The organism is Acetobacter sp. DsW_059 (assembly GCF_002153695.1).
GTDB classification, from domain to species: Bacteria; Pseudomonadota; Alphaproteobacteria; order Acetobacterales; family Acetobacteraceae; genus Acetobacter; species Acetobacter thailandicus.
Map to the genome: position 1 here is coordinate 1 of NZ_JOPI01000086.1, position 261 is coordinate 261.

Sequence of the window (261 nt, forward strand, 5' to 3'; positions counted from 1 at the left end):
CGCGCATGCGGTGCTCTCGGGTGATGCCAATAATGATATCACTGAGCGTTTTCTCTGATACGCGGCCGATTGTTTTTCCGGACTTCATTGCAGTTTCAGGCGTGCATCGAACACGGCTGAATGTCGGATAACTGAAAGACGACGCCTCCATCTGAGGAAGTCGGATATCTGCACGATGCTTTGTCGGTTCTTTTCCAGACACGATTGTGCAGACGTATGCATAATCTTTGCCGACCGCAACGCAGATTGCGTCATGCAGCT

Annotated in this window: 1 protein-coding gene; it reads right to left on the reverse strand. The window is 51.0% G+C overall.

Annotated features, from left to right (window positions below):
• A partial coding sequence (locus tag HK25_RS13440) for a hypothetical protein (protein ID WP_233127823.1) occupies positions 1 to 261 on the reverse strand: 261 nt, incomplete at both ends.